This window comes from Sphingomonas pseudosanguinis (assembly GCF_014196255.1).
GTDB classification, from domain to species: Bacteria; Pseudomonadota; Alphaproteobacteria; order Sphingomonadales; family Sphingomonadaceae; genus Sphingomonas; species Sphingomonas pseudosanguinis.
In genome coordinates this window covers 1-26,634 of sequence record NZ_JACIDH010000028.1, presented here as the reverse complement: position 1 = coordinate 26,634, position 26,634 = coordinate 1, and the positions used below count along the sequence as shown (strand labels likewise).

Below are 26,634 nucleotides of genomic sequence, written 5' to 3'. Positions count from 1 at the left end.
CGCAACCCGCTACGACAAACTCGCCGTCAACTTCCTCTCAGGCGTCGCCATCGCAACCGCGCTCGCATTCTGGCTCTGATTGAGTCTCGACCATACGCTCCTCGCAATGTCGAGAGGATCAGATGACCCGCTCGGCTTCCATCTTCTTGATCTCGGCGATCGCCTTGGCGGGGTTCAGGCCCTTGGGACAGACATTCGCGCAGTTCATGATCGTGTGGCAGCGATATAGACGGAAGGGATCTTCCAGCTCGTCCAGACGCTCGCCCGTCATCTCGTCGCGGCTGTCGGCCAGCCAGCGGTACGCCTGGAGCAGGATCGCCGGGCCGAGGAACTTGTCGCTGTTCCACCAATAGCTGGGGCACGAGGTCGAGCAGCAGGCGCACAGGATGCACTCGTACAGACCGTCGAGCTTGGCGCGGTCGTCGGGCGACTGGAGCCGCTCCTTGCCCGAGGGGGCGGGCGACACGGTCTGCAGCCACGGCTTGATCGAAGCGTATTGCGCATAGAAGTGGGTGAAGTCGGGGACCAGGTCCTTGACCACATCCATGTGCGGCAAGGGCGTGATCTGGACCGTGCCCTTCACATCCTCGATCGCGGTGGTGCAGGCGAGGCCATTGCGGCCGTCGATGTTCATCGCGCACGACCCGCAAATACCCTCGCGGCACGAACGGCGGAAGGTCAGCGAGCTGTCCTGCTCGGCCTTCATCTTGATGAGCGCGTCGAGCACCATCGGGCCGCATTCGTCCAGATCGACCTCGAACGTGTCGTAACGCGGGTTCTGCCCCGAATCGGGGTCATAGCGATAGACCTTGAACTTCTTCAGGCGACCGCCGCTGGTCGCCTGATGCGTTTCGCCCTTCTTGATGACGCTGTTTTTCGGCAGGGCAAATTCGGCCATGGTCACAAACCCGCTGGATGGGCCGGTCCCGGGACCGGCAAAGGATTAGCTGAGCCGATACATGACAGGGCCGGTTGTCGCAAATGTCTTCGGATGATTTAGGCGCTCGGTCAGATCACATCAAGCACGAGGCCCAGGTCGCGCGCCTCCTCGGCATCGATATACCAGTTGCTCGTCGCCTTTTCGCGCAGGGTTTCGAACGGCACCTGCGAACCGTTGACGATGGCGCGGAACTCCTCTTCCTGGATCAGCACCGACTGCTCGATCTCGTGCAGCTTGGCCTTCAGCACCACGGGCAGGTTGGTGAGCGGGCCGGACAGATCGATCGACCCCGACATCTGCCGCTCGTGCAGCATCAGCCGGGTGCCGCGCGTCAGGAAACGATGCTCGACCGGAAAGGCCGACATGAAGGTCGCACCCGCCGAATAGACCGCGACCTTGCCCAGGAACAGCGTCTCGCGCCCGGTATAGTCGCGCAGCAGACGGATCGAGTCGCCCATCGCGCGTGCCATTTCCGGGTCGCCGCCCAGCGTGGTGATCGAGACGACCAGCGCGCCATCGGTCGGCGCGGCGGCGAGCTGGTCCTTGAACCCGGCGTACATGACCTCGTCCACCGTGCCGTAAAGCTGGATGTGCGGGCGGGCGAGGAGCGGGTATTTCACCGCTCGGTTGGGCTGATCGTGCATGGGATGGCGAACCGGGCGTGGGGGATAAGGTTCCGGTTCGAGGGTTCGGGAAAAGGTTGCGGCGTGGCCTTCGACTTCGCTCAGGCTGAACGGAGGTTGGTATCCAGCCCCTGCCCCTACGCGCGTTCGAGCATCCCCCTCCCCACCGCCGTTCAGGCTGAGCGAAGTCGAAGCCCAAGGGAATCCCTATCCGGTCTTAGCCCGAGCATATTCCTGCGTCCCCCGCGTCACCATCGCATCCCCCGCCACGATCTCGGCGACCGGAATGTCCGGCAACGCCTTGATCTCCTCGTAAAGCGGCGCGAAATCCGTCTCCAGCGTGGTCCGCAGCAGTTCCTCGTAACTCGGGATCACGAAATAATTCTGCTGGAAATCGTCGATCCGGTATTCGGTGCGCATCACGCGGGCAAGGTCGAAGCCGATCCGGTTGGGACTCGGGTCCTCCAGCGCGAAGCGGCTCTCCGAATAGCTCGACACGATGCCCGCGCCGTAGATGCGCAAGTTCCCATCCTCGCGCACCAAGCCGAACTCGACCGTGTACCAGTAGAGCCGCCCGAGATATTTCAGCGCATCCATTCCCAGCGCGCGCTGTCCACCGCGCCCATAGGCGGCGAGATAGTCGGCGAAGACCGGATCGGCGAGCATCGGGACATGACCGAACACGTCATGGAAGACGTCCGGCTCCTGAAGATAATCGAGCTGGTCGGGCCGCCGGATGAAATTGCCGGCGACGAAACGGCGATTGGCCATATGGTCGAAGAACACGTCGTCCGGCACAAGGCCGGGCACCGCCACGACCTGCCATCCGGTCAGCTTCATGAGGCGTTCGGACAATTCCTCGAAATCGGGAATGCCCGGCCGCGACAGCTTGAGCACGTCGAGGCCGCGCAAATAAGCCTCCGACGCGCGGCCTGGCAGCAGTTTCGACTGGCGCGCGAACAGCGTATCCCAGGTCGCATGCTCTTCCGCCGTATAATGCTCCCATCCCTGCGGGATGGTCCAGTCGGCCCCGGCTCCCTCGGGCGGGGCGGCGAGAACATGGGTATCCTGTGCCATTCGCGGAGCCTATCATGATGATGGTGACAAATGAAACCATATCGTGGCGACGGGTCGGCCGGGTTGCAAGGGGGGTGCTGGCCGCGATCGGCTTGATCCTGTTCACCTATTTCGGCGGCGGGCTGACGCTGGGGGCGATTCCCCGCGCCACGTCGACGATGCCGGCGGCCGGCGCGGATGCAGTCACCATCTTCGTCGAATCGAGCGCGATCCATACCGCGATCATCGTGCCCAAACAGGTGGCGGGGGTGGACTGGCGTGACTGGGCGCCGGGGCAGGATTTGCGCGATCCGCGCTATGCGGGCTTTCCCTTCCTCGCCATCGGCTGGGGCGAGGCGGGCTTCTTTCGCGAGACGCCGCGCTGGCGTGACGTGAAGCCTGGGACGATCCTGCACGCAGCCTTTGGTAGCGACCGGACGCTGATCCATGTCGACCATCTGCCGCTGCCCCGTGCTAATGGCGACGATGTCCGCATACTCCGCCTGTCGCCCGAGGCGTATCGCAAGCTCGTCGCCTTCATTCAGGCGAGCTGGCGACGGGGTGGGCCGCATTATCCGGGCTATGACGTGTATGATGCCTTTTACGAGGCGAACGGGCGGTACAGCGCCGCGCATACCTGCAACAGCTGGACCGGCGATGCGCTGGCGGCGGCGGGGGTGCGGGTGGGGTGGTGGACGCCTTTCCCCTGGACGGTGATGCATTGGCTGTGATCCCGCCGCCGTCCAAGGCGCTGTGGGCCGCCGAGTTGCCGCGCGCGCTGTGGATGGGCGCGACATGGTGGCGGCACAGGACCGAACTGGACGCCGCGCCGCCGGGCGATGGCCGCACCGTGATGCTGCTGCCCGGGCTGTTCAACGGCGATGGCTCGAACATCCTGCTGCGCCGCTATCTGGTCGCCAAGGACTATCGCGCCCATGGCTGGGGATTGAGCCGCAATCTGGGCGTGCGCAGCGTCGGCCACCATGCCGAGCATCTGATCGTGCGGATCGAAGCGCTGGCCGATAACGGCCCCGTCACGCTCGTCGGGGTCAGTCTGGGCGGGATCATGGCCCGGATGGCGGCGCAGGCGCGCCCCGATCTGGTCGCGGGCGTCGTCACCATCGCGTCGCCCTATGCCGGGCGGGCCCGCGCCACCCATGTCTGGCGGATCTTCGAGCGGCTGACCGGCGAGCGGGTGGACGATCCCGCCGTCATCGCGCGCTCGGCGGCGATCGCCGGGCCGCTCCCCTGCCCTTCCGCTGCGATCTGGAGCCGGAGCGACGGGCTGGTTGCGGGCACGATCTGTCGCGACGACACGACCCCGGCGATCGAGGTCCGCTCCAGCCATCTATGGGTACAGCACCGGCCGCAGGTGCTGGCGGCGGTGGCGACCATCCTGGCGGGATGGTCGCGCGGGTCCGGTCAGTCGTTGGCGGCGCGATAGCCGTCATAGCCCTGGGGCTGCCCCTGGAACTGGCATTGTTCGGGATGCTTGCGGCACTGTTTTTCATACTCGCGCCGCTCGCGGCCTTCGCGCGCTTCCTTCTTGCGCATCTTGCGGCCGTAATTGCGATCCGCCTCGTCCTGGCTGGTCGTCGTCCAGTCGACCACCTGCCCCGCCGCCTGGAACGGGGCCTTCACGACGCTGGCCACCGTCTTGACGCAGCCTCCGGTCGTCAGCGGCAGGGTCAGGACGGCGAGTTTCAGGACGAGGTTACGCATGGTCACAGGGTCTTTCAGCGGGTGCGCAAATAGGCGTTGCGCGTGTCTACCCCGATTTGCGGGAAATCGGTGAAGAATCCGTCGATGCCCTGGCCCAGCGCGGCGCGAATTTCACCCGCGACATCGCCATGCGCCTTGGGATCATCGCCGCGCCGGAAGGATGGCCGCACGAAGACATTCTCGGCGCGGTACGTCCAGGGGTGGACGCGCAACCCCGCGCCATGCGCATCGGCCACCAGCGTCGTGGGCGCATCGCCCCGCCACAGCATCGCCTTGTCCGGGCCGATCCCCCAGGCATAGGTCGCCACCTGCTTGAGCCCCTCGGGGCTTATCATCGCGGCATAGCTCGGCGCGGCCTTGTCCGCCGGCCCGCCCTCGCCGCCGAGCAGCTGGATCAGGCGGATGCCGGTCATGGTCTTCAGATGCTTGAGGTTGTTCACCTCGAACGACTGGATGAACACGGGCGCCTCCGCCGTCTTCCACCCCGCCTTGGTCAGTGCGGCGACCAGCGGTGTGTCGGTGCCCTTGCCGATCGAGGCGAAATAGGTCGGGTGCTTGGTCTCGGGATAGATGGCAATGGTCCGACCCAATTCCTTCGACCGGGTCTTCGCCAGCGCGATGATCTCCTCCAAGGTCGGGATCAGGAACTGCCCGTCATGGGCGGTCGAGCGCAGCTGCGGCAGGCGTTCGCGGGCCCGCAGGGTCTTCAGTTCGGCCAGCGTGAAGTCTTCGGTGAACCAGCCGGTTTCGGTCTGGCCGTCGATCGTCTTGGTCGTCCTGCGATCGGCGAACTCGGGATGGGCGGCGACATCGGTCGTGCCCGAAATCTCGTTCTCATGCCGCGCAACGAGGTGACCATCCTTCGTCGGCACCAGATCGGGTTCGATCACGTCCGCGCCTTCGCGGATCGCCAGATCATAGGCGGCCAGCGTGTGCTCGGGCCGCTCCCCGCTCGCGCCGCGATGCGCGATGACGATGGGGGATGAGAGGGGTTTCGCAGGTCCGGCGGACATGGCCTCACCCTGCCCCATGAGGGCGCTTGCAGCAATGAGAGTGGTTCGCAACGGGAAACGCAAGAGATTCATGGCGTTGTTTCATCCAATTCCAATCCCAGAGGGGATGCGCCCATGCATTTCACAATCAATGGTCAATCGCATGACATCGAGGTCGATGTCCGCACCTCGCTGCTCGATCTGTGTCGCGAGCATCTGGGGCTGACCGGGTCCAAGAAGGGCTGCGACCATGGCCAGTGCGGGGCGTGCACCATGTTGGTCAACGGCCGCCGGGTGAACGCCTGCCTGACGCTGGCGGTCATGCATCAGGATGACGAGATCACCACGATCGAGGGACTGGGCCAGCCGGGCAATCTCCACCCGCTGCAGGACGCGTTCGTGCGGCATGACGGGTTCCAGTGCGGATATTGCACGCCGGGTCAGATCTGCTCGGCGGTCGGCATGATGGACGAGGTGAAGAAGGGCTGGCCAAGCCATGTCACCGAAGACCTGGGCGCGGCCGAGCTGACGGTCGAGGAAATCTCCGAACGGATGAGCGGCAATCTGTGCCGCTGCGCCGCCTATCCCAATATCGTCGACGCGATCCGCGAAGTGGCGGGGCTGGGTGACCGCAATCCCAATGAGGATGTGGGCAAGGAGGTCGCGGCATGAAGCTGTTCGACTATGCCCGCGCCGACTCGGTCGCCACCGCCACCCGTGACGGAGCGGTGCCAGGCGCGCGCTTCATCGCGGGCGGCACCAATCTACTCGACCTGATGAAATTGCAGGTCGAGACGCCCGAGACGCTGATCGACATCAGCCGCTTGGCCCTAACCGAGATCGAGGAGCGCGAGGATGGTGGCCTGACCATCGGCGCGCTGGTGCCCAATAGCGACCTCGCCGCCGATGCCCGCGTGATCGAGCGCTATCCGGTCCTGTCGCGCGCGCTGCTGGCGGGCGCCTCGGGGCAGCTGCGCAACAAGGCGTCGACCGGGGGCAATCTGCTCCAGCGGACGCGCTGCTATTATTTCTACGACCCCGCCACCCCCTGCAACAAGCGCGAGCCCGGCAGCGGCTGTTCGGCGATCGGTGGCGAGAACCGTATCCTCGCGATCCTCGGCACCTCGGACCAGTGCATCGCGACGCATCCCAGCGACATGGCGGTCGCCATGCGCGCGCTGGAGGCGGTGATCATCACCCAAAAGCCCGACGGCGACCGTCGCCGGATCGCGATAGGCGAATTCTATCGCCTCCCCGGCTCAACGCCCGAGATCGAGAATGTCCTGGAGCCGGGTGAGCTTATCACCCATGTCGAACTGCCCCCCGCGCCCGAGGGTAAGCAGACCTATCGCAAGGTGCGCGACCGGGCTTCCTATGCCTTTGCACTGGTCTCGGTCGCGGGAATCGTCGCGGTCGAGGGTGGCAAGATCAGCTCGGCGCGGCTGGCCTTCGGCGGCCTCGGCCCGATGCCGTGGCGCGACGAGGCGGTGGAGGCCGCGCTGGTCGGGCAGGAGCCGACCGACGCCGCCTTCCACGCCGCCGCCGATGCGCTGTTGGCGGATGCCAAGGGCTATGGCTCGAACGACTTCAAGATTCCGCTGACGCGCCGCACTTTGGTCGCGACGCTCCGTGAACTGACGCAGGAGGGCTGATCCCATGTTCGGATTCGGCAAGGACGACACGAACGCGCTGACCATGAATCAGCCGCATCCCGACAGCCTGCTCGATACGGGCGTGCAGGGGGTGATTTCCAAACCGCTCGACCGGGTGGACGGCCCGAAAAAGGTGACGGGCACCGCCACCTATGCCGCCGAATACGCCATCGAGAACTGCGCTCACGGCGTGCTGGTCAGCGCGACCAAGGGTCATGCCAAGATCAAGGCGATCGACGCCGATGCGGTGAAGGCCATGCCCGGCGTCATCGACGTCATCACCGATTACGACACCTTCATCCGCAATGCGCAGCAGGGCGGCGAAACCGAAGCCCCGACGCAAGGGGTGCGGACAGTCGACTATTTCGGCGAGATCATCGCGATCGTCGTTGCCGAGAGCTTCGAGGCCGCCCGCGACGCCGCCAAGCAGTTGAAGGTCGAATACGAACCGCTCGACGACGGCGCGTTCGACTATGAGGCGAACAAGGACAAGGCCGAGCCTGCGCCCGATGGCCTGATCAAGGGCCATTATGATCAGGGCGATTTCGACAAGGCGTTCGAGGGCGCGTCGGTGAAGGTCGACGTCACCTACACTACCCCCAGCCAGAATTCGGCGGCGATGGAGCCCCACGCCTCGATCGCGGTGTGGGAAGACGGCGCGCTGACGCTCTACGGCGCCTACCAGATGCCGACGTCCGACGCCCAGCAGCTCGCCAAGGCGCTGGGCGTGTCACAGTCGAAAGTGCGGATCATTTCACGCTATATCGGCGGCGGCTTTGGGTCGAAGCTGGGCATCGCGCCCGAGAGCGTCGCCGCCGCCATCGCCGCCAAACAACTGGGCCGCCCGGTCAAGGCGGTGATGCTGCGCCAGCAGGTGTTCGACGCGACCGTCCGCCGCTCCAACACCGAACAGCGGATGCGGCTCGGCGCCGAGGCCGGCGGCCGCATCGTAGCCCTGGGCCACGAATCGATCACCTCCAACCTGCCGGATGAGGATTTCTTCGAGCCCGTCGGGATCGGCACCCATTTCCTCTATGCAGGCGAGAATCGGCGGATCAACCATGACGTGGTCCGGCTGAACTGGACGCTGTCCGGCTCGATGCGTGCGCCGGGTGAGGCGGTCGGCATGGTCGGCATGGAATGCGCCATGGACGAACTGGCCGAGGCGATCGGCATGGACCCGATCGATCTTCGCAAGGTCAATGACCCCGAACAGGACCCCGAACTCAAGGTCCCCTATTCCTCGCGCAACCTGACCCGCTCGCTGGAGGAAGGCGCGAAGCATTTCGGCTGGGACCAGCGTCAGAAGGCAGGTCAACGGCGCGAGGGCGACTGGCTGATCGGCATGGGCGTCGCCGCCGCCTGCCGCTCCAACCAATTGCAGCAATCCGCCGCCAAGGTCGAACTCCATCCCGATGGCAGCGCCACCGTCTCCTCGGCGATGACCGACATCGGCACGGGCAGCTATACGATCATGGCGCAGATCGCCGCCGAAATTCTGGGCCTGCCGGTCGAGAAAGTGACAATGTCGTTGGGCGACACCAATGATCCCCCCGCCGCCGGATCGGGTGGTTCCTGGGGTGCGGCGTCGGCGGGCTCGGCGGTGTATCTCGCGGCGGAGCGCGTGCGCGAAAAGCTGGCCAAGGCGATGGGCGTGAAGGCCGAAGACCTGACGCTGAAGGATGGCATGGCGATCGGCGACAATCGCTCGGTGCCGCTCGGCGAACTGGTCGGTAAGGACGGCCTGTCCGCGATCGGCGAGATCAAGCCGGGCCAGCAGGAGAAGCAGTATAACCAGGCCAGCTACGGCGCGCATTTTGCCGAGGTCGGTGTCAATGTCGTCACCGGCGAGGTGCGTGTGCGGCGGATGCTCGGCGTGTTCGCGGCGGGGCGGGTGCTCAACGCCAAGACCGCGCGCTCGCAATGCCTGGGCGGCATGACCTTCGGCATCGGCACCGCGCTGACCGAGGAACTGATCCACGACCCGCGCACCGGCAAGCTGGTGAATCACGACCTAGCCGAATATCACGTGCCGGTGAACGCCGACGTGCCCCAGCTGGAGGTCCATTTCCTCGACGAGCGGGACATCCATGCCAATCCGATCCACGCCAAGGGCATCGGCGAGCTGGGCATTTCCGGCGCGGCCCCGGCCGTGGTCAACGCCATCTACAACGCCACGGGCGTGCGGGTGCGCGAGATGCCGGTGACGCTCGACAAGCTGCTCGATCATCTTCCGGCGCTTTGATGAGCGACCATGACAGCGTCCTCGCCGCCGCGAAGGAGTGGCGAGGCGAGAAGATGGCGATTGCGACGGTGGTGTCGACCTGGGGGTCGGCACCACGTCCGCGTGGCAGCCATATGCTGGTCCATGAGGACGGCCGGTTCGAGGGGTCGGTGTCGGGCGGCTGTGTCGAGAACGATATCCTCCACACCGCCGCCGAAGTCATCGCGGGCGCCCCGTTCCAGCTGAAGCGCTACGGCGTGGCCGACGCCTCCGCCTGGGAAGTCGGCCTGCCCTGCGGCGGCGAGATCGCGGTAATGGTGCAGCCCGTGTCGGCGGACGGCTTCGACCCCGAACTGTTCGACCGGATCGCCGAGGCGCGTGAGCAAGGCCGCGCTCTGACCGTGACAACCGACCTGACCACCGGCCATTCCGACCTGCGGCCGGTCGAGACGGGCGAGGTCTTCGCCAACCGCTACGACCCGCCGCGCCGGTTGCTGATCGTCGGTGCCGTGCAGATCGCGCAGAGCCTGGCGCAACTGGCGCAGACGCTCGGCATCGCGACCGTCGTAATCGACCCCCGCGCGCGCTTCCTGACCGAGGAACGCTTTCCCGGCGTCACGCTCGACGATCGCTGGCCCGACGAGGCGGTGGCGGCCTATGCCCCCGGCCCGGCGACCGCCGTCGTGACGCTGAGCCATGACACCAAGATCGACGACCCCGCGCTGATCGCCGCGCTCGCCAGCGACACCGCCTATGTCGGCGCGCTGGGCAGCCGCCGCAGCCATGCGGCGCGGCGGGAGCGTCTGGCGGCGATGGGCGTTTCTCCCCAGGCGATCGACCGGATCGATGGCCCGGTGGGGCTGGACATCGGTGCGATCGGCCCCTCCGAGATCGCGCTGTCGATCGCGGCGGCGATGATAGGAGCCTTTCATGATCGACGCTGAAGACGTGGTGCTGGTCCTGCTGGCGGCGGGGCGATCCGTCCGCTTCGGAACGCAGAACAAGCTGGAGGCCGAATTTCTCGGCAAACCGGTGGGATTCCATGTCACCACCGCGCTGGAGAGCATCCCCTTCGCCGATCGCATCGTGGTGACCGATGGATGCCAGCTCGACTTCGGCTCACGCGGCTACCGGGTCATCCACAATGACTCGATCGACAAGGGCATGTCCCACTCGCTGCATCTGGGCGTGCGCGAGGCGATGACGGCGTCACCCCAGGCGATCCTGGTCGCGCTGGCCGATATGCCGCGCGTGACGGCGGCGCATATCTATCGCCTGTTCGACGCCTTTGACGGGCCGGACTCGGTGGTGGTGTCGAGCAATGGCGAGCATCCCACCCCGCCCGGCGTGTTCGGATCGGGCCGGTTCGACGAATTGCTGAAGCTGGAGGGTGACGAGGGCGGCCGCAAGCTGGTCGCGGGCGGCCGCCATGTCGTGACCGCACCCGCCGAGCTGATCGACATCGACACGCCCGAGGATCTGGAACGTCTGCGCCAGCTCGTCCACGCGCCCGAGCGGACGATCACTCGTGCCGTAGCGCGTCAATCGGATTGAGCGCCGCCGCCCGCCGTGCCGGGAAATAGCCGAACACTACCCCGATCACCGCCGAAATGGCAAAGGCGATGATGTTGATCTGAAGGTCGAAGGTCCACGGCACCTGCATGACGGGCACCAGCAACGCGATGATCGCCTGCGCGAGGATCAGCCCGATGATCCCGCCCAGGCAGGACAGTACCACCGCCTCGACCAGGAACTGCATCAGCACCTCGCGCGCCACCGCGCCGATCGCCAGGCGGATGCCGATCTCGCGCGTGCGTTCGGTGACGGACACCAGCATGATGTTCATGATGCCGATGCCGCCGACCACCAGGCTGATCGCCGCCACCGCCGCGACGATCCGGGTCAGCATCGTCGTCGTACTGGTCAGCGTATCGCTGATCTGCTTGGTGTCGAAGATGTTGAAGTCGTCGTCCTTCGCGCCGGTGATATTGCGCCGTTCGCGCAGGAGATCGGTCAGCGACGCCTGTACGGCCGACGTCGAATAGGCCTGATCGACGCCGACCAGCATCAGGCGGATGTCGCGGCTGCCGGTGAAGCGGCGCTGCACCGCCTTGATCGGCATCAGCACGACATCGTCCTGATCGCCGAAGCCCCCCTGCCCGCGCGTGGTCAGCACGCCGACGACATCACAGCTGATCGCACCGATACGGAAGCGCTTGCCGACCGCCTCGGTGTTGCGGAACAGATTCTGGCGCACGGTATTGCCGATGATGCACACCGCCTTGCCCGCCGCTTCCTCCGCCGTGGTCCATGTCCGCCCCGAGGCCAGCGGCCAGGGCTGGACGGTGAAATAGGCGAGCGTCGTGCCGGTCACGGTCGTCGACCAGTTGGCGCCTTCGTAAATGGCGGTCGCGCTGGTCTGCGCCTGCGGGGCAACGGCGGTGACGCCGGCGATCTGGTCGGCGATCGCCTCGACATCCTCGGGCTTGAAGTCGGACGGACGCGGGCCGCCGCCCCCGCGCCCGAAGCCCTGACCGGGCCGGACCTGCAGGATGTTGGTGCCCAGCGACGAGATCGACTGCTGCACGGCCGCCGTCGTCGCCTTGCCCAGCGTCACCATGGTCACGACCGCGCCGACACCGATGATGATGCCCAGCGTCGTCAGGAACGAGCGCAGCATGTGCCGGCGGATCGAGCGGATGGCGAGCAGGACCGTGGTGCCGAACATCAGTGCGTATCCATCGCAGGGATTTCGCCCGGCCGGTGCTGCGCCTCGATCCGGTCGACCAGCCCGTCCTTGAAGTGGATCACGGTGCGCGCGAAGGCCGCCATGTCGGGCTCATGCGTGACCATCAGCACGGTGATGCCGCTGTCCCGGTTCAGCCCGGTCAGCAACTCCATGATCTCCACCGAGCGTTCGGAATCGAGATTACCGGTCGGCTCGTCGGCCAGAAGGACGTCGGGGCTGGTGACGATGGCGCGCGCGATCGCCACGCGCTGCTGCTGCCCGCCCGACAGCTCGGCGGGGGTATGATCCCACCATTTGTCGAGGCCGACCTTCTCCAGCGCCGCCATGCCCAGCTCGCGCCGGGTCTTCTTGTCCTCGCCGCGATAGAGCAAGGGCAGCTCGACATTCTCCAGCGCGGTGGTGCGCGACAACAGGTTGAACCCCTGGAACACGAAGCCCAGATAGCGCCGCCGCAGCATCGCGCGCTGGTCGCGGTCGAGCGTCTCGACGGGATGGCCGCGAAACAGGAAATGGCCGCCGCTGGGCACGTCGAGACAGCCCAATATGTTCATCGTGGTCGACTTGCCCGAGCCCGATGGCCCCATCACCGCGACGAAATCGCCCGCCGCGATGTCGAGGTCGACGCCCTTCAGCGCCTGGAACTGGGTCGCGCCGGCGCCATAACTCTTGGTGACGCCGCGAAGCTGGATGAGCGGGGCGTCAGCGGCCACCACCGCCACCCTGCTGGCCGCCACCCTGACGCCGCTGGCCACCGCTGCGTGGGGCCGCGCTCTCGCCGCCCGACAGCTGGCCGGTGATGACCTGCATGCCCGGCTTCAGCCCGCCCGACAGCACTTCGGTCATCGATCCATTGGTGTCGCCGGTGACGATCTGGATCGGCTGCGGCTTGCCGTCGCCGCCCTTGACATAGACGGTCTGGGTCGCACCGCGCTGCACGGTGGCGGTACGCGCCGCCCGGTCACGGCGCGGGCGGAAGGTCAGCGATCCGGCGATGCCGCCGCCGCCCGCCTGCGCGCCGTCCGACGGCTTGAAGCGCAAGGCGGCGTTGGGGATCAGCATCACGCCCCGCTTGTCCGACGTCACGATATCGGCGGTCGCGGTCATGCCGGGGCGCAGTTGCAGGTCGGGGTTCGCCACCGTCAGGTCGGCGGCGTAGCTGACCACCTGCCCCGTGCTCGACGTCGCGCTGGCCGTCGAGGAGGTGGAGGCGGTCGCCGCGCTGACCGTCAGGTTCGAGCCCAGGTCGACGCGGGTGATCGTCGCCGGAAAGGTACGGCCCGGAAAGGCGTCGACGGTAAAATCGGCCTTTTGCCCGACCTTCACCTCGCCGACATCGGCCTCATCGATCGCGACTTCCAGCTTCATCTTGGTCAAGTCTTCGGCGATGACGAACAGGGTCGGCGTGTTGAACGACGCCGCGACCGTCTGGCCCGGATCGACCTGCCGCGCCAGCACCACGCCCGACACGGGCGAGCGGATGATCGCGCGCTGGCGCTGGGTCTGCGACTGGGCGAGCTGCGCACGCGCGGCGGCGACATTGGCCTCCGCGACGCGCAGCGCCGCGACGGCGCGCTGGGCGTCGGCGCGCCCGGCCTGCAACTCGGTCGCCGAAGGCACGCGGCCGTTCGACAGCTTATAGACCTGTTCCAGCCGTGCGAGCTGCGCCTGCGCCTCGGCCACGGTGGCCCGCGCCTGTGCGACCTGGGCCTGATTGGCGTTGAGGGTGGCCTGGCCCGCGCGGATCTGGTCGTCGATCTGTTCGGGATCGATCAGCGCCAGCGCCTGTCCCGCCTGCACGCGGTCATTCACATCGACGACGACCCTGGTGACCAGACCCGACAGCTGCGAGCCGACCGTCACCTGATTGGTCGGGGCCAGCTTGCCGGTCGCCGAGACGGTCACGGTCAGGTTGCCGCGCGTGACCGGCGCGGTGGCGAAGCCCGCCTCCTTCGATCCGCCGAAACAGCTTTTGAGCAACAGGAGCAGCAGCACGACGCCGACCGCGACCACGCCCCATTGCACCCATTTGCGCCAGCGCGGCTGGGGCTTCACGCCCAGGAAATCGTCGAGAGTCTGGTCGGCCATCAGCGGTTGTCCGGGGTTGGGGCCGCGAGCGGCGGGGCTTGCGGAATGGTATCGGCGTCCCAGCCGCCGCCGAGCGCGGCGAACAGCGAGACCTGCGCGGTGGCGGCATCGGAGCGGGCCTGGACCAGTCCGTTCTGCGCGCTGAGCAGCGCGGCCTCCTGCTGCGACAGGGTGGTGAAATCGGTCAGCCCGGTGCGATACTGGCTGCGCGCCAGGATCGCGGAGTTGCGCGCGGCGTCGAGCTGGATGGCGAATTGCCGCTCGCGCTCGCGCGCGGTGTTCAGCGCGACGATGGCATTCTCGACATCCTCGAGCGCCAGCAGGACCGTGCCCTGATAGGCGGCATAATTCTGCTCGGCGACGGCGCGGGCATTGCGCACCTGCGCGCGCAGGCGACCGCCGTTGAAGATCGCCTGGGTCAGCCCGGCGAACAGGCTGCCGGTGATCGCATCGCCCAGCGAGCCGAGGCTGGTCGCCGCCGTGTTGATATTCCCCGAAATGGCGAGCGCAGGGTAGAGCGCGGCCTGCGCCACGCCGATCCGCGCCGTCGCGGCGGCCAGGTTGCGCTCGGCGGCGCGGACATCGGGGCGGCGACGCAGGATGTCGGCCGGGATGCCGACGCCGATCGCCGCCGGCCCGCGCGGGATCGGCCGCACCGCCGCCAGCCGCGTCTTCAGTGCGCCGGGGGCTTGCGCGGTCAGCACGCCCAGCCGCGAGATGGCGGCGTTATATTGCTGCTCGATCGATGGGATGGTCGCGGCGGTCTGCGCCCGCTGGCTGCGCGCCTGTTCGGCGTCGAGCGAGGAGACGAGGCCCGCCTGCACGCGGAAGCCCGCAATCTCCAGATTGTCGTCCTGCAACGCCAGGCTGGCGCGCGCATTAGCGAGCTGCGCCTGATAGGCACGGGCGAGCATGTAATTGCGCGCCAGCTCGCTCTCGACGGTCAGCAGCGTCGCGGCATAGCTGAACCCGGCGCCCTCATAGGTGGCGCGGGTCGCCTCGACCGTGCGGCGGACTTCGCCGAACAGGCCGACCTGATAGCTGGCCGACAGTCCGACCGTATAGCTGTTGCTGCCGCCCCCGCCGGTATCGACGACGGTGCCGTCGGGCAGGGTGAAACTCCGCCCGCCGCCGCGCAGATTCTCATTGCGCTGATAACCGGTCGATCCCGACACATTGGGCAGCAGCGCGGCGCGGCTCTGCACCAGGCTTTCGCGCGCCTGCCGCAACCGGGCAATGGCCTGTGCGACATCGGTGTTGGCGACCACCGCCTGCTCGACCAGTTCGGCCAGCAACGGATCGTCGAACGACCGCCACCAGCGGGTCAGGTCCTGCGCCTGGGCGTTGGCGGCGGGCACCGACCATTGATCGGGCACCCCCAGTTCCGAGGAAGCGGCGGGACGATAATCGGGGCCGACCGTGCAACCGGCGAGGATCGCCGGCGCCAGAAGAAGGACGCGGGTGCGAGGCTTCATGGCGGCGAACCTGCCCGGCGGTAGCGGTCCCGTCCAGCCCGTTTGTGTCGCAAACTGTGGCAATCGGGCGGAAACGTTCGGAAACATCCGGCCGGGACGACCCGGCCGGATGTCCGGTCACTCCAGTTCGAGGATGATCGCGTCGACCGCCAGGCTGTCGCCGGCCTTGGCGGTGATGGTCTTGACCGTCCCCGTCTTGGCGGCGCGCAGGATGTTTTCCATCTTCATCGCCTCGACGACCGCGAGCGGCTGGCCGGCCTCGACCCTGTCGCCCTCGGCCACGTCGAGCCGGACCAGCAGGCCCGGCATCGGCGCGATCAGGAATTTGGACAGGTCGGGCGGGATTTTCTCGATCAGATGCTGCGCGTAAGGCGCCGCGCGGGCGGGCAGGACACGGGTGACGTGGCTGGCCCCGCGCGTGGTCAGCTTGAAGCCGGTGCGGGTCTTCGCGATGCGGACATGGAGCGTCTCGCCATCCTCATCCTCGACCGCGAGCATCCGGTCGCCCGGCGTATAGGCGATGGCGAGGTCCAGCTCCGCGCCATCGACGCTGATCCCATCGGTCGAGACATGGACCGCGTGGTCCGCCCCGCCGATCCGCACCGTCCAGTCGGCGGGCGGTTGCAGCCGATGGCCAAGCTGGCCGTCGATCCGCCGCGCGCGGTCGGCCTCGGCGGTGGCGGCGAAGGCGGCGACGGCGACGAGGGTCTTGGTCAGGTCGTCCGACGCCGGCGCGCCCTGAAATCCTTCGGGATATTCCTCGGCGATGAAGCCGGTCGACAGGTTTCCCGAGCGGAAGCGGGGATGCTGCATGAGGGCCAAGACGAAGTCGATGTTCGTGCCGGGACCTACGATCTCGAATGCGTCGAGTGCTGCGATCTGGGCGTCGATCGCGGCTTCGCGCGTCGGCGCCCAGGTGACCAGCTTGGCGATCATGGGGTCGTAGAACATGCTGACCTCGCCGCCCTCGGCGACGCCGTCATCGACGCGCACGCGCACGTCCTCGTCCCGCTCCTCGGCGGGCGGGTTGTAGCGCACCAGCCGCCCGGTCGAGGGCAGGAAGCCGCGATACGGGTCCTCGGCATAGACACGGTTCTCGATCGCCCAGCCGGTCAGGGTCACGTCGTCCTGGCGGAACGCCAGCGGCTCGCCCGCCGCGACGCGGATCATCTGCTCGACCAGATCGAGGCCGGTGATCTCCTCGGTCACCGGATGCTCGACCTGAAGCCGGGTGTTCATCTCGAGGAAGTAGAAGCTCTTACCCGTCGTATCCGCACCCGACACGATCAGCTCGACGGTCCCGGCCGAATAATAGCCAACCGCGCGCGCCAGCGCGACCGCCTGCTCGCCCATGGCGCGGCGCATTTCGGGGGTGACGAAGGGCGACGGCGCTTCCTCGACCACCTTCTGGTGGCGGCGCTGGACCGAACATTCGCGCTCGCCAAGATAGACGATGTTGCCATGCTGGTCGCCCAGCACCTGAATCTCGATATGGCGCGGGCTCTCGATGAACTTCTCGATGAACACGCGATCATCGCCGAAGCTGGCGAGCCCTTCGCGCTTGGTCGCCTCGAAGCCTTCGCGGACATCCGCCTCGGACCAGGCGAGACGCATCCCCTTGCCGCCGCCACCGGCACTCGCCTTCATCATGACGGGAAAGCCGATGTCGGTCGCGATGCGCACCGCCTCTTCGGTATCGGCGATCTCGCCCAGATAGCCGGGGACGACGTTGACGCCCGCCGCCTTGGCGAGCTTCTTCGATTCGATCTTGTCACCCATCGCGGCGATGGCGTTCGGCGGCGGGCCGATGAACGCGACGCCCGCCTCGGCACAGGCTTTGGCGAAGCTCTCGCGCTCGGACAGGAAGCCATAGCCTGGGTGGATGGCGTCCGCGCCGGTCGCCTTGGCGGCGGCGAGGATCAGCTCGGCTTTCAAATAGCTTTCGGCGGCGGGTGCAGGCCCCAGGCGCACCGCTTCGTCGGCCAGCCGGACATGCGGCGCGCTGGCATCCGCGTCCGAATAGACCGCGACGGTGGCGATGCCCATCACGCGGGCGGTGCGGATCACCCGGCACGCGATTTCCCCGCGATTGGCGATCAGGATTTTCTGGAACACGGGGAAACCTCTCCTTTTATGTCGTTGGTCCGTGTCGAAACTCAGAGCCGTTCCCCGGCGAAGGCCGGGGCCCAGTGTCCATTTGATCGATGGCGCGCCGTGGCTCCTCGGGGGAGGCATCTGCCACGCGCCATCGATGGTTTACCGCAACTGGGCCCCGGCCTTCGCCGGGGAACAGCAGGGTAGAAAACTCACTCGGCCGCGACCCGCATCGGCTCGGCGCCTTCCATCGGCTTCAGGCCCAGCTTGGCGAACAGCGCGGCGTCGGCATCGTCGCCCGCATTGCCCGCCGTCAACAACTTGTCGCCGGTGAAGATCGAGTTCGCGCCCGCCAGGAAGCACAAAGCCTGGGTCGCCGCCGACATGCTCTCGCGGCCCGCCGACAGGCGGACCATGCTCATCGGCATGGTGATACGCGCGACGGCGACGGTGCGAACGAACTCGATATCGTCGATCCGGGCGAGCGGCGTGTCGGCGAGCATGTCGCCCAGCACCGTGCCCTTGACTGGCACCAGCGCGTTGACCGGCACGCTCTCCGGGTGGCGCGGCAGGGTGGCGAGCGCATGGACGAAGCCCACCCGGTCGCCGCGCGTCTCACCCATGCCGACGATCCCGCCGCAGCACACCGAAATCCCCGCCTCGCGCACGTTCGACAGCGTTTCCAGCCGGTCCTCGAAGCAGCGCGTCGTGATGACGTTGGCGTAGTTCTCGGGCGAAGTGTCGATATTGTGGTTGTAATAGTCGAGCCCCGCTGCGGCCAGCCGCTGCGCCTGGGGGGCGTCGAGCATGCCCAGCGTCATGCAGGTCTCCAGCCCCATGGCCTTCACCCCCTCGACCATGGCGACGACCTTGTCCATGTCGCGCTCCTTGGGGCTACGCCACGCCGCGCCCATGCAGAAACGCTGCGAGCCCGCCGCCTTGGCCTCGGCCGCCGCCGCCAGAACGGCGTCGACGTCCATCAGCTTTTCGGCCTTCACGTCGCTGTCGGCCGAGGCGCTTTGCGAGCAGTATCCGCAATCCTCGGGGCAGCCACCGGTTTTGATCGAGCAGAGCGTGCACAGCTGCACCTCGTCCGCCGCATGATGCGCACGGTGGACCTCGGCGGCGCGGAACAGCAGCTCGGTGAAGGGCAGGTCGAACAGTGCGCTGATCTCGGCCCGGGTCCAGTCGGTGCGCAGCGCGGTGGTGGTCGTCATTCCGTATCGTCCTGTCATTCGCCCGTCTCGGGCGGCATATTATGGCCCAGCAGCCTCAGCACATCTTCGGCCGCTTTCACAAGATTGGTGCCGGGGCCGAAAATCGCCTGCACGCCGGCATCATAGAGCGCCTGATAGTCCTGTGCGGGAATAACGCCACCCGCGATGACCTTTATGTCGGCACGCCCCGCCTCGCGCAGATGGCCGATCAGTTCGGGGATCAGCGTCTTGTGCCCAGCGGCGAGGCTGGAGGCACCGACCACATCGACATCGCGGGCCAGTGCGAGTTGCGCGGCTTCTTCGGGCGTCTGGAAGAGCGCGCCTGGCACCACCTCGAAGCCCAGATCGCCGAACATCGAGGAGACGAGGTTGGCGCCCCGGTCATGCCCGTCCTGGCCCATCTTGGCGACGAACAGCCGGGGCTTGCGGCCGAGACGGCGCTCGACCGCCTCGACGCCGCGCACCAGGCGGGCCCAGCGTTCGTCCTCGGCGTACGCACCGCCATAGATGCCCGATACCGGGGTCGGCTGGGTGCCGTAGCGGCCGAAGGCATCCTCCAGCGCGGCCGAGATCTCGCCCAGGGTCGCGCGCGCGCGCGCCGCCTCGACGGCCAGCGCGAGGAGATTGCCTACCATTCCTCCCTGAGCTTGCTCGGGGAGGGGGACCGCAGCCGAAGGCTGTGGTGGAGGGGCGGCAACCTCAGCCCCGGCCCCTCCACCATCGCTGGCGCGATGGTCCCCCTCCCCAAGCACAGCTTGGGGAGGATTTTGGGCGGCGTTGCGCAGGGCATCGAGCGCCGCTTGAGCCGCCGCCTCATCGCGCCCGGCCTTCACCGCCGCGATCCGCGCCACCTGCCCCGCGCGCACCGCATGATTGTCGATGTCCAAAATCTCGACCGGCGCTTCGTCGGCCAGCCGGTATTTGTTGACACCGACGATCACATCCTCGCCCCGGTCGACCTTGGCGGCGCGCGCGGCGCTCGCCTCTTCGATCATCGCCTTGGGCCAGCCTGAAGCGACCGCCTTGGCCATGCCGCCCTCTGCCTCAATCCGCTCGATCAATTCCCAGGCGCCGTCGACCAGCGACTGGGTCAGGCTCTCGACGTAATAGCTGCCGCCCAAGGGATCGACGACCTTGGTCATCCCCGTCTCTTCCTGCAGCACGATCTGCGTGTTGCGCGCGATCCGGGCGGAGAAGTCGGTGGGCAGCGCGATCGCTTCGTCCAGCGCGTTCGTATGGAGCGATTGCGTCCCGCCCAGCATCGCCGCCATCGCCTCGATCGTGGTGCGGATGACGTTGTTATACGGGTCCTGCTCGGTCAGCGACACGCCGCTGGTCTGGCAGTGGGTGCGCAGCATCTTCGAGCGCTCGTCCTGTGCCCCCAGCCGCGTCATCGCCCGGTGCCACAGCACGCGCGCGGCGCGGAGTTTCGCCACCTCCATGAAGAAGTTCATGCCGATCGCGAAGAAGAAGGACAGGCGCCCGGCGAACGTGTCGATGTCGAGGCCCGACGCCACGCCGTATTTCACATATTCCATGCCATCGGCGATGGTGAAGGCCAACTCCTGGAGCTGCGTCGCCCCGGCCTCCTGCATATGATAGCCGCTGATCGAGATGCTGTTGAACTTGGGCATCTCGGCCGAGGTGTAGGCGAAGATGTCCGAGATGATCCGCATGCTCGGCTCAGGGGGATAGATGTACGTGTTGCGGACCATGAACTCCTTGAGGATGTCGTTCTGGATGGTCCCTTCCAGCTTGGAGCGGTGAACGCCCTGTTCCTCGGCCGCGACGATGAAGAAGGCGAGCACCGGGATCACCGCGCCGTTCATCGTCATGCTGACCGACATGGCATCCAAGGGGATACCGTCGAACAGGATCTTCATATCCTCGACCGTGTCGATCGCGACGCCCGCCTTGCCGACGTCACCCGTCACGCGCGGGTGGTCGCTGTCGTAACCCCGGTGCGTGGCGAGGTCGAAGGCGACCGACAGCCCCTTCTGCCCCGCCGCCAGATTGCGGCGGTAAAAGGCGTTGGACTCCTCGGCGGTCGAAAAGCCCGCATATTGCCGGATCGTCCAGGGGCGGCCCGCATACATGCTGGCGCGCACGCCGCGCGTGAACGGCGCAAAGCCGGGCAGGCCGGGGTCTTCGCGCACATCGGCGGCGGTGTAGAGCGGCTTGACCGTGATCCCCTCGGGCGTCTGCCAGTCGAGGTCGCGCCCCTTCACCTCGCGCGCGGCAAGCGCTTCCCAGTCTGACAGCTCAGGGCGTTCGGCCATCGGCCACTCCTCATCCACTCTTATTTTATTTCACTAGAGCGAAATTATCATACCCGCGCAAGTCTCACCGCCCGAGGAAACGCGGTGGACGCTTCTCGAAAAAGGCCCGGCCGCCCTCCTCGCCATCCTGCGTCGCGCGGGCGGCGCGCTGGTCGTCGGCCTCGCGGGCTAGCGCGGTGGCATAGTCGCTGTCGAACCCCGCCTGCAGCGCGCGGCGCATCAGCCCCAGCGCGACGCTCGGCCCCGCCGCCAACCGCCCGGCCAGCGCCAGGGCTTCGGCGTCGAGGGCATCGTCGGCGACGACCTTGTGGATCATGCTCCAGTCGAGGGCCCGTGTCGCGGGCACCCGCTCGCCCAGCATCATCATCTCGGCGGCCCGCGCCCGGCCGATCAGGCGCGGCAGCATCCAACTCGCGCCGCCATCGGGAACGAGGCCGATATTGACGAAGGCGTGGAGGAAATAGGCATTCTCGCTCGCCACGCAGAAATCACCGGCCAGCGCCAGGCTGCACCCGATCCCCGCCGCCGCACCGCGCACCGCGCTGACTACGGGGATAGGCAGATCGGCGAGTGCCAGCATCGCGGGGTTGTAATGCTCGACCAGCGCGCGGTGGACGGTATCGGGCCCGACATCGCCACCCGATATGTCCGCGCCCGAGCAGAAGGCCCGCCCCTCGCCCGCGATTAGCACGGCACGGGCGTCGCCGCGTGCGTCGAGTGCTTCGCGGATCGCATCGAACAGCGTCGGCGGTGCGGCGTTCAGCCGCTCGGGCCGGTTGAGCGTCAGGACCAGCACATCCCCCCGGCGCTCGACGCGCAGCATGGTGTCGCTCAATGATCGTCTCCCGGCGTTTCCATCAGTTCGACCAGCACTCCGCCCATGTCGCGCGGATGGAGGAAGACGACCGGCGTACCATGCGCGCCCATACGCGGCGGGCCCAGCAGCGTCGCGCCCTTGGCTTGAAGCTCGGCGACGGCGGCGGGGATGTCGGCCACCTCGAAGCACAGATGATGCTGCCCACCGGCCGGGTTCTTCTTCAGGAAGTTGACGATGGGGGATGTTTCGTCGAGCGGCTGGATGAGTTCGATCTGAGTGTTGGGCGCATCGATGAAACACACCCTGACGCCCTGCGGCGGCAGATCGAAGGGCGCGCCGATCGCCTCGGCGCCGAGCAGATGGCGATAGGTTTCGACCGTCTTTTCGATCGACGGCGTGGCGATACCGATATGGTTGAGGCGGCCGAGGGTCATGATTGCACCATGGGAATAGAGGCCAGCGTATCACGCATGGTCGCCAGCGTTCCGGCGGGGACCAGCGCCGGACCTTTCAGACCGGTCGATAGCTGCACGATGATCGTTTCATTGGGGGCAAGGTCCAACCTCAGCGGTTGGGCATCCTTGCCCTGGACGCGGGCGCCGACCTCGTGAACCCCGGGCGTCAGCGGCAGGACGGCAAGACGCGGGCTTTTCAACTGCGTGCGGGTCGCCCCGTCCACGGTGACGTCGATGCCCGCCAGCTTGCCGTAAAAGCCGTTGCGGAAGACGATCAGCCGCGCCGTGCCGTCCGTCACGGGCTCCAATGCCGCCGTCCGGCTTTCGTCGCTGGCCAGGGCGACCTTCTTGTTACCGGCCACCCCCAGATAGATCGCCCCCGCCACGACACCCAGCGTCATTCCGATGAGCGGCGACGGCAGCGGCTGCCCACTTTGACCGGCGGCCGCCGATCGCAGCAGGGCCAGAAGAAACGACGTCAGCATCGCAACCCCGACGACGATGGCGGCGAAGGTGATCTGCTTGGAAAGCGGTAGCTTCTTCATGCAAGGTCCCCTTTGATCGGATCGTTACAAGGGCAGATTGTCGTGCTTCTTCCACGGGTTCGCCAGGTCCTTGTTGCGCAGCTTGCGCAGACCCAGGGCAATGCGACGGCGGGTCGAATGCGGCTGGATCACCTCGTCGACGAAGCCCTTGGACGCCGCCACGAACGGGTTGGCGAAGCGGGCCTCATATTCTGCCGTCCGCTCGGCGATCTCCTCGGGCGTCTTGCCCCGGAAGATGATCTCGACCGCGCCCTTGGCGCCCATCACCGCGATCTCGGCGGTCGGCCAGGCATAGTTGAGGTCGCCGCGCAAATGCTTGGACGCCATCACATCGTACGCCCCGCCATAAGCCTTGCGGGTAATGACGGTGATTTTGGGGACCGTCGCCTCGGCATAGGCGAAGAGCAGTTTGGCGCCGTGCTTGATGATGCCGTTATGCTCCTGCGCGGTGCCGGGCAGGAAGCCGGGCACGTCGACGAAGGTCACGATCGGAATCTCGAACGCGTCGCAGAAGCGCACGAAGCGCGCGGCCTTGCGGCTGGCGTTGATGTCGAGCACACCCGCCAGCACCATCGGCTGGTTGGCGACGAAGCCGACCGTGCGCCCTTCGATCCGGCCGAAGCCGGTGATGATGTTGGCCCCGTGGGCGGGCTGCACCTCGAAGAAGTCGCCCTCGTCGACGACCTTCGACAGCAGTTCGTGCATGTCATAGGGCTGGTTGGCGCTGGCCGGGATCAGCGTGTCGAGGCTTTCCTCGATCCGGTCCCAGGCATCGGCGGTCGGCCGCTCGGGCACGCCCTCGCGATTGTTGGCGGGCAGAAAGTCGATAAAGTCGCGCGCCGCGAGCAGCGCCTCGATATCGTCCTCGAACGCCACGTCGGCGACGCCGGTCTTCGTCGTATGCGTCACCGCGCCGCCCAGCGCTTCCTGGGTCACGACCTCGTTGGTCACCGTCTTCACCACATCGGGGCCGGTGACGAACATATAGCTCGAATCCTTCACCATGAAGATGAAGTCGGTCATGGCGGGCGAATAGACCGCGCCGCCCGCGCACGGGCCCATGATGAGCGAAAGCTGCGGCACCACGCCGCTGGCCAGCACATTGCGCTGGAACACCTCGGCATAACCGCCGAGGCTGGCCACGCCCTCCTGGATGCGGGCACCGCCGCTATCGTTCAGGCCGATGACGGGCGCACCGACCTTCATCGCCATGTCCATGATCTTGCAGATCTTCTGCGCGTGTCGTTCGGACAGCGAGCCGCCGAAGACGGTGAAGTCCTGACTGAAGACGAACACCAGCCGCCCGTTGATCGTGCCGCTGCCGGTCACGACGCCGTCGCCGGGGACGACCTGTTCGGTCATGCCGAAGTCGGTGCAGTTATGCTCGACGAACATGTCGAGCTCCTCGAAACTACCCTCGTCGAGCAGCACGTCGAGCCGCTCGCGTGCGGTCAGCTTGCCCTTGGCATGCTGCGCGGCGACACGCTTCTCGCCCCCACCGGCGCGCGCGGCGGCGCGGCGGCGTTCCAGTTCGACCATCGTCGATGCCATGACCTCTCCTTCAATCTTTGCCGGGGCTTATGCCCGAGAGGTCGGGGGGATGGCAATCGCGGGGATTTCCGCTTTCGTAAGGGGAAGGGGCAGACGCGTGCCCAGCACGCTCCCCCTCCCGCAGGCGGGAGGGGGTCGGGGGGAGGGCTAGGAGTCTCACCGAGACCACCGCCTGTGGCCCTGCCCTCACCCAACCCAGTTTCAGGTAAACGATGCCCCGCATCGTTTAGGTCATGCCGGGAGCATGACCGACCTGAAACTCGCCTGCGGGAGGGGAGTAAAGAAGGTCAGATGTCCAACGCCCAGCCGTCGCGGCCCTTGGGATCGAACGGCGCATTCGGCACGAACCGCTCCGCTCCCGCCCGCAGCCGCAACACGCTCCAATCGCCGCGCCGGTCGACCGTCTCCAGCACGCAGCCGCACGCCTCATACGCCGCGACCACATCGGCGCGCTGCGTTTCCAGCAACCCTGCCAGCACCAAGGTCGCCTCCGGCCCCGCGATCGCGGCCAGTTCGGGCGCCATCGAGATCAGCGGCCCGGCCAGGATATTGGCGATCACCAGATCATAAGGTGCCGCCGCCATGATCGGATCGGCGAGCGCCCCGTCGGCGACGATCAGTTCGACCCCGTCGACGCCATTGATCACGGCATTCTCGGCGGTCACATCGATCGCGATCGGATCGATGTCGGTCGCGACGACCTTCGCCTCCGGCCAGAGGTGGCGGGCCGCAAAGGCGAGCAGGCCGGTGCCCGTGCCCACGTCGATCGCGTTCTTGACGCTCTCTCCGGCCATCGCATCGAGCATGGCGAGACAACCGCTGGTCGTCTCGTGATGCCCGGTGCCGAACGCCCGGCCGGCCGGGATATGGAAACCGCGCAAGCCCTCCGGCACCGCCTCGTCGCCCGTGTGGACGAAGAACCGCCCGACCGCGAGCGGCTCCAGGCCAGCCTGGCTCATCGTCACCCAGTCCTGCGCCGCCAGATGCTCGACCGTGGCGGGATGGTCGCCTGCGCTCGGCACCAGCGCCCGGATCGCGGCGATGGTGGCGGCATCGGGCTCGGCCTCGAAATAGGCGTCGAGCCGCCAATGCTCGCGGTCGTCCTCCACCTCCTCGGTGGTCATGATGACCGCCTCGATCGCGAGGTCGTCGGCCGCGTCGATCGCCTCCGCCTCGTCGCGGGTGCACGGCAGGGTCAGCTTCCAGCTGTCAGCGGACATAGCTGGCTCCATTCACGTCGAGGACCGCGCCGGTCATCGAGGGCGGCGCATCGGTGCACAGGAAACGGACGGTCGCGGCGACCTCTTCCGGTGACGCGACCCGGCCCAGCGGAATGTCGGCGAGCAGCTTGTCGCCGCCCCGGCTGGCCAGATAATCGTCGGCCATGCCGGTCATGGTGAAGCCCGGGCAGACGGCGAAGGCCAGGATGCCTTGCGCAGCATAGCCCCGCGCGATCGTCTTGGTCATCGCGACCATGCCGCCCTTCGACGCAGCATAATGCCAGTGGGCAGGGCTGTCGCCCCGGTACGCTGCGCGGCTGGCGATGTTGACGATGCGGCCGCCCACCCCACGCGCCTGCCAGTGCAGAACGGCGAGGCGGCAGAGTTCGGCCGAGGCGGTCAGATTGACCTGCATCGTGCGCGCCCAGCTGTCCGACCAGTCGTCGGCGTCGAGCGGGCTGGCTTCGAAGATACCGGCATTGTTGACGAGCACGTCGATCGCGCCGCCGGCCTGTTCCAGCGCCTCGGCCCAGAGCCGCGCGGGCGCATCCGCCTGCGACAGGTCGGCGGCGATACCGCTGCGCGTCGCGTGGCCGAGGACCCGCGTGTCGGGCAGTTCGCCCAGAGTCGATGCGATGGCCGCGCCGATGCCTCGGCTGCTGCCCGTTACCAATATCGTCGTCATGTCCCCGCCGTGCCGGGCTGCGGCGGGGGCGTCAACCAGCACCTGGAATTCCTCCCCTGCCAGGGGAGGTGGCAGGGCGAAGCCCTGACGGAGGGGCCTCACCCTCTCGATAGCGGGACACCCCTCCGACGCGCTACGCGCGCCACCTCCCCTTGCAGGGGATCGTTGCGAAAGCCATGCGGAGGTGATTCACTATCCTCGTTGGAGGACGATGCGATGTCGGATCAGCTTGGGTTTGCGGATGGTTGGGTGT

Annotated in this window: 25 protein-coding genes; 7 read left to right on the top strand and 18 right to left on the bottom strand. The window is 67.1% G+C overall.

What is annotated here, in order from left to right; all coding sequences use genetic code 11:
• Positions 1-118: 118 nt before the first annotated feature.
• From GGR48_RS17260 to phhA, 3 genes are all read right to left on the bottom strand, one after another.
• Complete coding sequence (locus tag GGR48_RS17260) at positions 119-898, bottom strand: succinate dehydrogenase iron-sulfur subunit (RefSeq protein ID WP_183953080.1); 780 nt, start codon at positions 896-898, stop codon at positions 119-121.
• 110 nt (positions 899-1,008) lie between these two features.
• Complete coding sequence (locus tag GGR48_RS17255; RefSeq protein WP_183953079.1) at positions 1,009-1,584, bottom strand: ATP-dependent Clp protease proteolytic subunit; 576 nt, start codon at positions 1,582-1,584, stop codon at positions 1,009-1,011.
• Positions 1,585-1,770: 186 nt separating this feature from the next.
• Positions 1,771-2,640, bottom strand: a complete 870-nt coding sequence (phhA, locus tag GGR48_RS17250) for a phenylalanine 4-monooxygenase (RefSeq protein ID WP_183953078.1) — start codon at positions 2,638-2,640, stop codon at positions 1,771-1,773.
• A gap of 14 nt (positions 2,641-2,654) precedes the next feature.
• Here phhA and GGR48_RS17245 point away from each other — a divergent pair, with 14 nt between their 5' ends.
• Positions 2,655-3,350, top strand: coding sequence for a TIGR02117 family protein (locus GGR48_RS17245; RefSeq protein ID WP_183953077.1), 696 nt, complete (start codon positions 2,655-2,657; stop codon positions 3,348-3,350).
• Complete coding sequence (locus GGR48_RS17240; RefSeq protein WP_338110489.1) at positions 3,311-4,063, top strand: alpha/beta fold hydrolase; 753 nt, start codon at positions 3,311-3,313, stop codon at positions 4,061-4,063. The genes GGR48_RS17245 and GGR48_RS17240 overlap by 40 nt, the downstream gene beginning before the upstream one ends.
• Here the strand turns inward: GGR48_RS17240 and GGR48_RS17235 are convergent.
• Together GGR48_RS17235 and GGR48_RS17230 are read right to left on the bottom strand one after the other, a co-directional pair.
• A complete protein-coding gene (locus GGR48_RS17235; protein ID WP_183953076.1) occupies positions 4,042-4,341 on the bottom strand; it encodes a hypothetical protein in 300 nt (99 codons plus the stop codon). The genes GGR48_RS17240 and GGR48_RS17235 overlap by 22 nt on opposite strands.
• A 14-nt stretch (positions 4,342-4,355) precedes the next feature.
• A complete protein-coding gene (locus GGR48_RS17230; RefSeq protein WP_183953075.1) occupies positions 4,356-5,354 on the bottom strand; it encodes a glycerophosphodiester phosphodiesterase in 999 nt (332 codons plus the stop codon).
• 114 nt (positions 5,355-5,468) lie between these two features.
• Here GGR48_RS17230 and GGR48_RS17225 point away from each other — a divergent pair, with 114 nt between their 5' ends.
• Genes GGR48_RS17225 through GGR48_RS17205 form a run of 5 tightly spaced genes read left to right on the top strand, consistent with a single transcriptional unit; the run spans position 5,469 to position 10,763 of the window.
• On the top strand, positions 5,469-6,005 hold the full coding sequence (locus GGR48_RS17225; protein ID WP_183953074.1) for a 2Fe-2S iron-sulfur cluster-binding protein: 537 nt from the start codon (positions 5,469-5,471) through the stop codon (positions 6,003-6,005).
• Positions 6,002-6,985, top strand: coding sequence for an FAD binding domain-containing protein (locus GGR48_RS17220; protein WP_183953073.1), 984 nt, complete (start codon positions 6,002-6,004; stop codon positions 6,983-6,985). The genes GGR48_RS17225 and GGR48_RS17220 overlap by 4 nt, the downstream gene beginning before the upstream one ends.
• A 4-nt stretch (positions 6,986-6,989) precedes the next feature.
• The gene (locus GGR48_RS17215; protein WP_183953072.1) at positions 6,990-9,230 is read left to right on the top strand and encodes a xanthine dehydrogenase family protein molybdopterin-binding subunit; all 2,241 of its coding nucleotides are present in this window, start codon (positions 6,990-6,992) and stop codon (positions 9,228-9,230) included.
• Positions 9,230-10,153, top strand: a complete 924-nt coding sequence (locus GGR48_RS17210) for an XdhC family protein (protein ID WP_183953071.1) — start codon at positions 9,230-9,232, stop codon at positions 10,151-10,153. Before GGR48_RS17215 ends, GGR48_RS17210 begins: the two co-directional genes overlap by 1 nt.
• Positions 10,140-10,763, top strand: a complete 624-nt coding sequence (locus GGR48_RS17205) for a nucleotidyltransferase family protein (protein ID WP_183953070.1) — start codon at positions 10,140-10,142, stop codon at positions 10,761-10,763. The genes GGR48_RS17210 and GGR48_RS17205 overlap by 14 nt, the downstream gene beginning before the upstream one ends.
• Here GGR48_RS17205 and GGR48_RS17200 read toward each other — a convergent pair.
• The 13 genes from GGR48_RS17200 to GGR48_RS17140 all read right to left on the bottom strand — a co-directional run bounded on the left by GGR48_RS17200 (position 10,732) and on the right by GGR48_RS17140 (position 26,381).
• Positions 10,732-11,937 (bottom strand): ABC transporter permease, encoded by a 1,206-nt coding sequence (locus GGR48_RS17200; protein ID WP_183953069.1) that lies wholly within the window; start codon positions 11,935-11,937, stop codon positions 10,732-10,734. The two genes, GGR48_RS17205 and GGR48_RS17200, sit on opposite strands and share 32 nt — an antisense overlap.
• On the bottom strand, positions 11,937-12,668 hold the full coding sequence (locus GGR48_RS17195; RefSeq protein ID WP_183953068.1) for an ATP-binding cassette domain-containing protein: 732 nt from the start codon (positions 12,666-12,668) through the stop codon (positions 11,937-11,939). The genes GGR48_RS17200 and GGR48_RS17195 overlap by 1 nt, the downstream gene beginning before the upstream one ends.
• Positions 12,658-14,043: an efflux RND transporter periplasmic adaptor subunit gene (locus GGR48_RS17190; protein WP_183953067.1), complete on the bottom strand. Its 1,386-nt coding sequence runs from the start codon at positions 14,041-14,043 to the stop codon at positions 12,658-12,660. Before GGR48_RS17190 ends, GGR48_RS17195 begins: the two co-directional genes overlap by 11 nt.
• A complete protein-coding gene (locus GGR48_RS17185; RefSeq protein ID WP_183953066.1) occupies positions 14,043-15,518 on the bottom strand; it encodes an efflux transporter outer membrane subunit in 1,476 nt (491 codons plus the stop codon). The genes GGR48_RS17190 and GGR48_RS17185 overlap by 1 nt, the downstream gene beginning before the upstream one ends.
• 117 nt (positions 15,519-15,635) lie before the next feature.
• Positions 15,636-17,633: an acetyl-CoA carboxylase biotin carboxylase subunit gene (locus tag GGR48_RS17180; protein ID WP_183953065.1), complete on the bottom strand. Its 1,998-nt coding sequence runs from the start codon at positions 17,631-17,633 to the stop codon at positions 15,636-15,638.
• Between the two features lie 191 nt (positions 17,634-17,824).
• Positions 17,825-18,829 (bottom strand): biotin synthase BioB, encoded by a 1,005-nt coding sequence (gene bioB, locus GGR48_RS17175; protein WP_183953064.1) that lies wholly within the window; start codon positions 18,827-18,829, stop codon positions 17,825-17,827.
• A gap of 14 nt (positions 18,830-18,843) precedes the next feature.
• Entirely contained in the window at positions 18,844-21,108 is a 2,265-nt protein-coding gene (gene scpA / locus GGR48_RS17170; protein WP_183953063.1) for a methylmalonyl-CoA mutase, read from the bottom strand.
• Positions 21,109-21,172: 64 nt separating this feature from the next.
• The gene (locus GGR48_RS17165; RefSeq protein WP_183953081.1) at positions 21,173-21,931 is read right to left on the bottom strand and encodes an enoyl-CoA hydratase-related protein; all 759 of its coding nucleotides are present in this window, start codon (positions 21,929-21,931) and stop codon (positions 21,173-21,175) included.
• 8 nt (positions 21,932-21,939) lie between these two features.
• Positions 21,940-22,359: a methylmalonyl-CoA epimerase gene (gene mce, locus GGR48_RS17160; protein WP_183953062.1), complete on the bottom strand. Its 420-nt coding sequence runs from the start codon at positions 22,357-22,359 to the stop codon at positions 21,940-21,942.
• Positions 22,356-22,925, bottom strand: coding sequence for a hypothetical protein (locus GGR48_RS17155; RefSeq protein ID WP_183953061.1), 570 nt, complete (start codon positions 22,923-22,925; stop codon positions 22,356-22,358). Before GGR48_RS17155 ends, mce begins: the two co-directional genes overlap by 4 nt.
• A 24-nt stretch (positions 22,926-22,949) precedes the next feature.
• Positions 22,950-24,476, bottom strand: a complete 1,527-nt coding sequence (locus tag GGR48_RS17150; RefSeq protein WP_183953060.1) for an acyl-CoA carboxylase subunit beta — start codon at positions 24,474-24,476, stop codon at positions 22,950-22,952.
• A gap of 287 nt (positions 24,477-24,763) precedes the next feature.
• Entirely contained in the window at positions 24,764-25,696 is a 933-nt protein-coding gene (locus GGR48_RS17145; protein WP_183953059.1) for a 50S ribosomal protein L11 methyltransferase, read from the bottom strand.
• Positions 25,686-26,381: an SDR family NAD(P)-dependent oxidoreductase gene (locus tag GGR48_RS17140; RefSeq protein WP_183953058.1), complete on the bottom strand. Its 696-nt coding sequence runs from the start codon at positions 26,379-26,381 to the stop codon at positions 25,686-25,688. The genes GGR48_RS17145 and GGR48_RS17140 overlap by 11 nt, the downstream gene beginning before the upstream one ends.
• Positions 26,382-26,634 lie beyond the last annotated feature (253 nt).

Coding starts and splice junctions, on each gene's coding strand:
- GGR48_RS17260 (WP_183953080.1), bottom strand. CDS start 898: ATGGCCGAATTTGCCCTGCCGAAAAACAGCGTCATCAAGAAGGGCGAA.
- GGR48_RS17255 (WP_183953079.1), bottom strand. CDS start 1,584: ATGCACGATCAGCCCAACCGAGCGGTGAAATACCCGCTCCTCGCCCGC.
- phhA (WP_183953078.1), bottom strand. CDS start 2,640: ATGGCACAGGATACCCATGTTCTCGCCGCCCCGCCCGAGGGAGCCGGG.
- GGR48_RS17245 (WP_183953077.1), top strand. CDS start 2,655: ATGATGATGGTGACAAATGAAACCATATCGTGGCGACGGGTCGGCCGG.
- GGR48_RS17235 (WP_183953076.1), bottom strand. CDS start 4,341: ATGCGTAACCTCGTCCTGAAACTCGCCGTCCTGACCCTGCCGCTGACG.
- GGR48_RS17230 (WP_183953075.1), bottom strand. CDS start 5,354: ATGTCCGCCGGACCTGCGAAACCCCTCTCATCCCCCATCGTCATCGCG.
- GGR48_RS17225 (WP_183953074.1), top strand. CDS start 5,469: ATGCATTTCACAATCAATGGTCAATCGCATGACATCGAGGTCGATGTC.
- GGR48_RS17220 (WP_183953073.1), top strand. CDS start 6,002: ATGAAGCTGTTCGACTATGCCCGCGCCGACTCGGTCGCCACCGCCACC.
- GGR48_RS17215 (WP_183953072.1), top strand. CDS start 6,990: ATGTTCGGATTCGGCAAGGACGACACGAACGCGCTGACCATGAATCAG.
- GGR48_RS17210 (WP_183953071.1), top strand. CDS start 9,230: ATGAGCGACCATGACAGCGTCCTCGCCGCCGCGAAGGAGTGGCGAGGC.
- GGR48_RS17205 (WP_183953070.1), top strand. CDS start 10,140: ATGATCGACGCTGAAGACGTGGTGCTGGTCCTGCTGGCGGCGGGGCGA.
- GGR48_RS17200 (WP_183953069.1), bottom strand. CDS start 11,937: ATGTTCGGCACCACGGTCCTGCTCGCCATCCGCTCGATCCGCCGGCAC.
- GGR48_RS17190 (WP_183953067.1), bottom strand. CDS start 14,043: ATGGCCGACCAGACTCTCGACGATTTCCTGGGCGTGAAGCCCCAGCCG.
- GGR48_RS17185 (WP_183953066.1), bottom strand. CDS start 15,518: ATGAAGCCTCGCACCCGCGTCCTTCTTCTGGCGCCGGCGATCCTCGCC.
- bioB (WP_183953064.1), bottom strand. CDS start 18,829: ATGACGACCACCACCGCGCTGCGCACCGACTGGACCCGGGCCGAGATC.
- scpA (WP_183953063.1), bottom strand. CDS start 21,108: ATGGCCGAACGCCCTGAGCTGTCAGACTGGGAAGCGCTTGCCGCGCGC.
- GGR48_RS17165 (WP_183953081.1), bottom strand. CDS start 21,931: ATGCTGCGCGTCGAGCGCCGGGGGGATGTGCTGGTCCTGACGCTCAAC.
- mce (WP_183953062.1), bottom strand. CDS start 22,359: ATGACCCTCGGCCGCCTCAACCATATCGGTATCGCCACGCCGTCGATC.
- GGR48_RS17155 (WP_183953061.1), bottom strand. CDS start 22,925: ATGAAGAAGCTACCGCTTTCCAAGCAGATCACCTTCGCCGCCATCGTC.
- GGR48_RS17150 (WP_183953060.1), bottom strand. CDS start 24,476: ATGGCATCGACGATGGTCGAACTGGAACGCCGCCGCGCCGCCGCGCGC.
- GGR48_RS17145 (WP_183953059.1), bottom strand. CDS start 25,696: ATGTCCGCTGACAGCTGGAAGCTGACCCTGCCGTGCACCCGCGACGAG.
- GGR48_RS17140 (WP_183953058.1), bottom strand. CDS start 26,381: ATGACGACGATATTGGTAACGGGCAGCAGCCGAGGCATCGGCGCGGCC.